This is a genomic window from Streptomyces africanus (assembly GCF_002150735.1).
GTDB lineage: Bacteria > Actinomycetota > Actinomycetes > Streptomycetales > Streptomycetaceae > Streptomyces > Streptomyces africanus.
In genome coordinates this window covers 1-5,057 of the sequence record NZ_MUKA01000496.1, presented here as the reverse complement: position 1 = coordinate 5,057, position 5,057 = coordinate 1, and the positions used below count along the sequence as shown (strand labels likewise).

Genomic DNA, 5,057 nt, shown 5'->3' with positions numbered 1-5,057 from the left:
CTCCCCGCCGGCCTCCGTCGCTGCGTACCGTACGGGGCGACGGAGAGGGGATCGGCGATGGCCGGACTGCGGCTCGGACCGCTGCTGAGGTACACGGACGGCTCGTCCGCGACCGTATGGGTCGAGACGAGCCGTCCGTGCACGGCCGCGGTGCGCTGCGCCGACGGCGCCGGCGGCACGACCCCGACCTTCCAGGTCGCGGGCCACCACTACGCGCTGATCCCGGTGACCGGGCTCACCGCCGGTACGACCACGACGTACGAGGTCTTCCTCGACGGCACCCGTGTGTGGCCGCTGCCCGAATCCCCCTTCCCGCCCTCGGTGATCCACGCGCCGGGCGGCGAGGACGGCCTCCGGGTCGCCTTCGGCTCCTGCCGCTGGGCGTCGCCCCCGGCGGGCGGGCACGACCCGGTGGGCCCGGACGCCCTGGACGCGCTGGCCACCCGCCTCGTGGCCGACCCGGAGGGCGAGCGGCCCGACGTCCTGCTGCTGCTCGGCGACCAGGTGTACGCCGACGAGACCTCGGAGACGACGCAGCGCTGGCTGGCGGCCCGCCGCGACCTCGGCGAACCGCCGGGCAACGGGGTCGCGGACTACGAGGAATACACGCACCTCTACTACGAGTCGTGGCTCGACCCCCGCATCCGCTGGCTGCTGTCCACCGTGCCCAGCTTCATGATCTTCGACGACCACGACGTCATCGACGACTGGAACACCTCCGCCGCCTGGCTCGCCGACATGCGGGCCACCGACTGGTGGCGGGAACGGCTGCTGAGCGGCCTGATGTCGTACTGGGTCCACCAGCACCTGGGGAACCTCTCCCTGGAGGAGCTGGCGGCCGACCCGGTGTACGAGGGCGTCCGCAAGGTCCCCGACGGCACCGACGTGCTGCGCACCTTCGCCGCCCGGGCCGACGCCGACCCGGCCACGGCCCGCTGGAGCTACCGGCGCGACTTCGGACGCGTCCGCCTGCTCATGATCGACAGCAGGGCGGCCCGGGTCCTCACCGAGGGCAGCCGCGCCATGCTCGACCCGGTGGAGGAGGCCTGGCTGCGCGCGCAGGTGCGGGACACACCCGGGTCGTACGACCACCTCCTCCTCGGCACCTCGCTGCCCTGGCTGCTGCCGCATCTGGTGCACGACGCCGAGGCCTGGAACGCGGCGCTGTGCCGGGGCGAACGGGGCGAGCGCTGGGCGCGGTTCGGGGAGAAGGTGCGGCGGGCCGCGGACCTGGAGCACTGGCCGGCGTTCCCCGAGTCGTTCGCCGGGCTGGCGGAGCTGATCGCCGAGGCCGGCTCGGGGCGGGACGCCCCGGCGACGGTGTGCGTGCTGTCCGGGGACGTGCACCACGCTTACGTCGCCGAGCCCTCGTGGCCCGGGCAGGGCCCTGACGCCCGGGTGGTGCAGCTCGTCTGCTCGCCCGTCCACAACTCCGTCCCCGCGTCGATCCGGATGGGCTTCCGCATCGGCTGGAGCGCGGTGGCGCGCGGGCTGGGCCGCGGGCTCGCCCGGCACGGACGCCTTCCCCGGCCGCCGGTGAGCTGGCGCAAGACGGGCGGCCCCTGGTTCGGCAACCAGCTCATGACGCTGACCCTGCGCGGCCGTTCGGCGCGGCTGCGGCTGGAGCAGGCGCGGACGCGGGAGGGGAAGGGTCCGCGCCTGACGACCCTTCTGGACTCCGAGCTTGCCCGATAAGGGGCCTGTTCCGCCCGTTTGCCGCCCTGTGACCCGTGATGCTCGTGACGCGCCCCACAGCGAGGTCAATCCTTCGCCCCGGTCCTCGGCTCCCGCTCCCGGCGACGGCATGATGAGGCGGACCGTCCGCTTCCCCACCGACGGACCGCCGACCGCGCCCCACACGCCCGGGAGTCCCACCCTTGCCTGCGCCGACCGCAGAATCCGCACCTTTTTCCGTCGCGCTGGTCGGTGCCGGCCCGCGCGGAACCAGCGTCCTGGAACGCCTTACCGCCTCCGCTCCGGAGCTCCTCCCGCCCGGAGCCCGGCTGACGGTCCACGTGATCGACCCGGACCCGCCGGGCCCCGGCCGCGTCTGGCGTACCGACCAGTCGCCCGAGCTGCTGATGAACACCGTGGCCTGCCAGGTGACCCTGTTCACCGACGACAGCGTGGACTGCTCGGGCCCGATCCGCCCGGGCCCGAGCCTGCACGAGTGGGCGCGCGGCACGCTCGGCCCGGACGAGTATCCGACCCGGGCGGAGTACGGCCGTTACCTGGAGTGGGTGTTCGCACGCGTCGTACGGGACGCGCCGGCGAGCGTCCGCGTCGAGACCCACCGGGCCCGCGCGACACGGCTCGACGACACCGCCGGCGGTCATCAGGCCCTCACCCTCGACGACGGCCGCACCCTGACCGGCCTGTCCGCCGTGGTCCTGGCACAGGGGCACCTGCCGGCGACCGCGGACCCGGCCGGGCGGCGCCTGGCGGCCCACGCCGCACACCACGGCCTGCGCCACGTCCCGCCCGCCAACCCGGCCGACGTCGACCTGTCCTGCGTACCGCCCGGCGAGCCCGTCCTGCTGCGCGGCCTCGGCCTCAACTTCTTCGACCACACGGCCCTGCTGACGACCGGCCGCGGCGGCCGTTTCGTACGGGACGCCCGGGGCCTGCGCTATCTCCCCTCCGGCCGCGAACCGCGGCTGTACGCCGGTTCCCGGCGGGGCATCCCGTACCAGGCGCGCGGCGACAACGCGAAGGGGGCGTACGGCCGGCACGTCCCGCTGGTCCTCACACCGGACGTGATCGCGGGCTTCCGCAAGCGCGCCGACTCCGGGGAGGCGCCCGACTTCCTGGCGGAGGTATGGCCGTTGGTCGCGAAGGAGGTGGAGACGGTGTACTGCACCGCGCTGCTCCGGCAGGCGGGAGTTTCCGCGCGGCGGCGCCAGGAGTTCACCGGTCACTTCCTGTCCGTACCGCACGGAGATCCCCAGGAGGCCGTGCTGCTGGGCGAGTTCGGCGTGGCGGACGCCGACCGCTGGAGCTGGGAGCGGATCTCGCGGCCGTATGCCGGACGGGACTTCGCGCACCCCGGCGAGTGGCGTGACTGGCTGCTGTCGTATCTGCGCGAGGACGCCGCGCAGGCCGCTCTGGGCAATGTGCGCGGCCCGCTGAAGGCGGCTCTCGACGTGCTGCGCGACCTGCGCAACGAGCTCCGGCTGACCGTCGACCACGGCGGCCTCGCCGGCGCCTCCCGCCGGGACCACCTGGACGGCTGGTACACCCCGCTCAACGCCTTCCTGTCCATCGGCCCGCCCCGGCGCCGCGTCGAGGAGCTGGCGGCCCTGGTGGAGGCGGGGGTGGTACGGGTGCTCGGGCCGCGCCTGAAGGTGACGGAGGCGGACGGGGCCTGGGCGGCGCACTCACCCGACGTGCCGGGTTCGGCCGTCCGTGTGAGAACCCTCATAGAGGCCCGGCTGCCGGAACCCGACCTGCGGAAATCGGCCGACGGACTCCTCGCGGAGCTGCTGCGGACCGGGAGGTGCCGTCCGCACACCGTCGACGGATACGAGACAGGCGGGTTGGATGTGACTCCGCGGCCTTACCATCTGATAGACCGTCAAGGAGTGTCGCATACCAGCCGGTTCGCCTTCGGGGTGCCGACGGAGGGCGTGCACTGGGTGACGGCGGCGGGGGCTCGTCCGGGCGTGGATTCGGTCACACTTTCGGACGCGGACGCGGTGGCGAGAGCCGCTCTACGTGCGGCTGTGGCGCAAATCGAGCCCCAATCACAGGTGAACCAATGGCCAAATGTTGAACTTGCAACCATCTATGAGACGCACCTAACGTGGGTTACTCATCGGTTCTGTCCCCCGACCGGCCCTCCCCAGGCCGGGCGACCGAAGGAGACCCCCACATGACCGCACGCCTCAATGGCGCGCAGCCGTACGCTCTCGGACTGTTCCGGATCGTCATCGGCCTGCTCTTCGCCTGCCACGGCGCCATGGCGCTCTTCGGTGTCCTCGGAGGGGTGGACGGCAAGGGCGCCACCGCCGCAACCGGCGCCTGGCCGAACTGGTACGCGGCCGTCATCGAACTCGTCGGCGGCGCTTTGGTACTGCTGGGCCTGGGCACCCGCGTCGCGGCGTTCGTCGCCTCCGGCGCGATGGCGTACGCCTACTTCAAGGTCCACCAGCCGCAGGGCCTGTGGCCGATCGAGAACAGCGGCGAGGGCGCGGCCATGTACTGCTGGTCGATGTTCCTGCTGATCTTCACGGGTTCCGGCGCGTTCGGCGTGGACCGGCTGCTCGACAAGCGCACCTCGGCGCAGGGCCGGCAGGCCGCGGACCAGACGCCGGTGGCGGCCTGAGCCGCGGCTCGGAGCGCACTGAGCGAAGCGGCGCCTCCCCTCGTGTGAGGGGAGGCGCCGTTCTGCTTGCCGCGTGCGCGGGGTTTCCGTGCCGAACCCCCGTGAACTGCCCGTCACGCCCACGCGTACGCTGTATGGCTGTCATCGGCCACTCCTGCCGCTCCGCCGCGCCATCGCGGCACGGTCTGGCCCTCGGGGGACCAACGGGGAGTTGCGGTGCTGGAGCATGTGGGGTCGCTGTTCGGCAGCCCATGGATCTACGCGGTGGTGACCCTGTCCGTCCTGCTCGACGTGTTCCTGCCGGTGCTGCCCAGCGGCGTCCTGGTGATCACGGCGGCGACGGCGGCGGCCGCGGGTACGGCGGCCGACGTGCCGGACATCCTGGTGCTGACCCTCTGCGCGGCCACCGCCTCCGTCCTCGGTGACCTGGCCGCCTACCGCCTCGCCTGGCGCGGCGGCGACCGGCTGGACCGGGCGATCTCCCGCTCCCGGCGCCTGACCACCGCGCAGGAACGTCTCGGCACTGCCCTCGCACGGGGTGGCGGCGCCCTCGTCGTCCTCGCCCGCTTCGCGCCCGCCGGCCGCTCGGTCGTCTCCCTGGGCGCGGGCGCCGCCCACCATCGCGCCCGCGACTTCCTCCCCTGGTCGGCCCTGGCGGGTCTCACCTGGGCCGTGTACAGCGTCGCCCTCGGCTACTTCGGCGCCCACTGGCTGGGCGCCGAAGTAGCCGAGG

General features: G+C 73.4%; 4 protein-coding genes. All 4 read left to right on the top strand.

All coding sequences use genetic code 11. From position 1 onward, the window contains the following. The first annotated feature begins 57 nt into the window (after positions 1 to 57). A complete protein-coding gene (locus CCL05_RS40645; RefSeq protein WP_086565599.1) occupies positions 58 to 1,695 on the top strand; it encodes an alkaline phosphatase D family protein in 1,638 nt (545 codons plus the stop codon). 182 nt (positions 1,696 to 1,877) lie between these two features. Continuing rightward, complete coding sequence (locus tag CCL05_RS40640) at positions 1,878 to 3,875, top strand: FAD/NAD(P)-binding protein (protein ID WP_086565598.1); 1,998 nt, start codon at positions 1,878 to 1,880, stop codon at positions 3,873 to 3,875. Next, entirely contained in the window at positions 3,872 to 4,324 is a 453-nt protein-coding gene (locus tag CCL05_RS40635) for a DoxX family protein (protein ID WP_086565597.1), read from the top strand. The genes CCL05_RS40640 and CCL05_RS40635 overlap by 4 nt, the downstream gene beginning before the upstream one ends. Before the next feature lie 216 nt (positions 4,325 to 4,540). After that, positions 4,541 to 5,057 (top strand): DedA family protein (locus CCL05_RS40630; protein ID WP_107400585.1); only part of this gene is annotated, 517 nt, incomplete at its 3' end.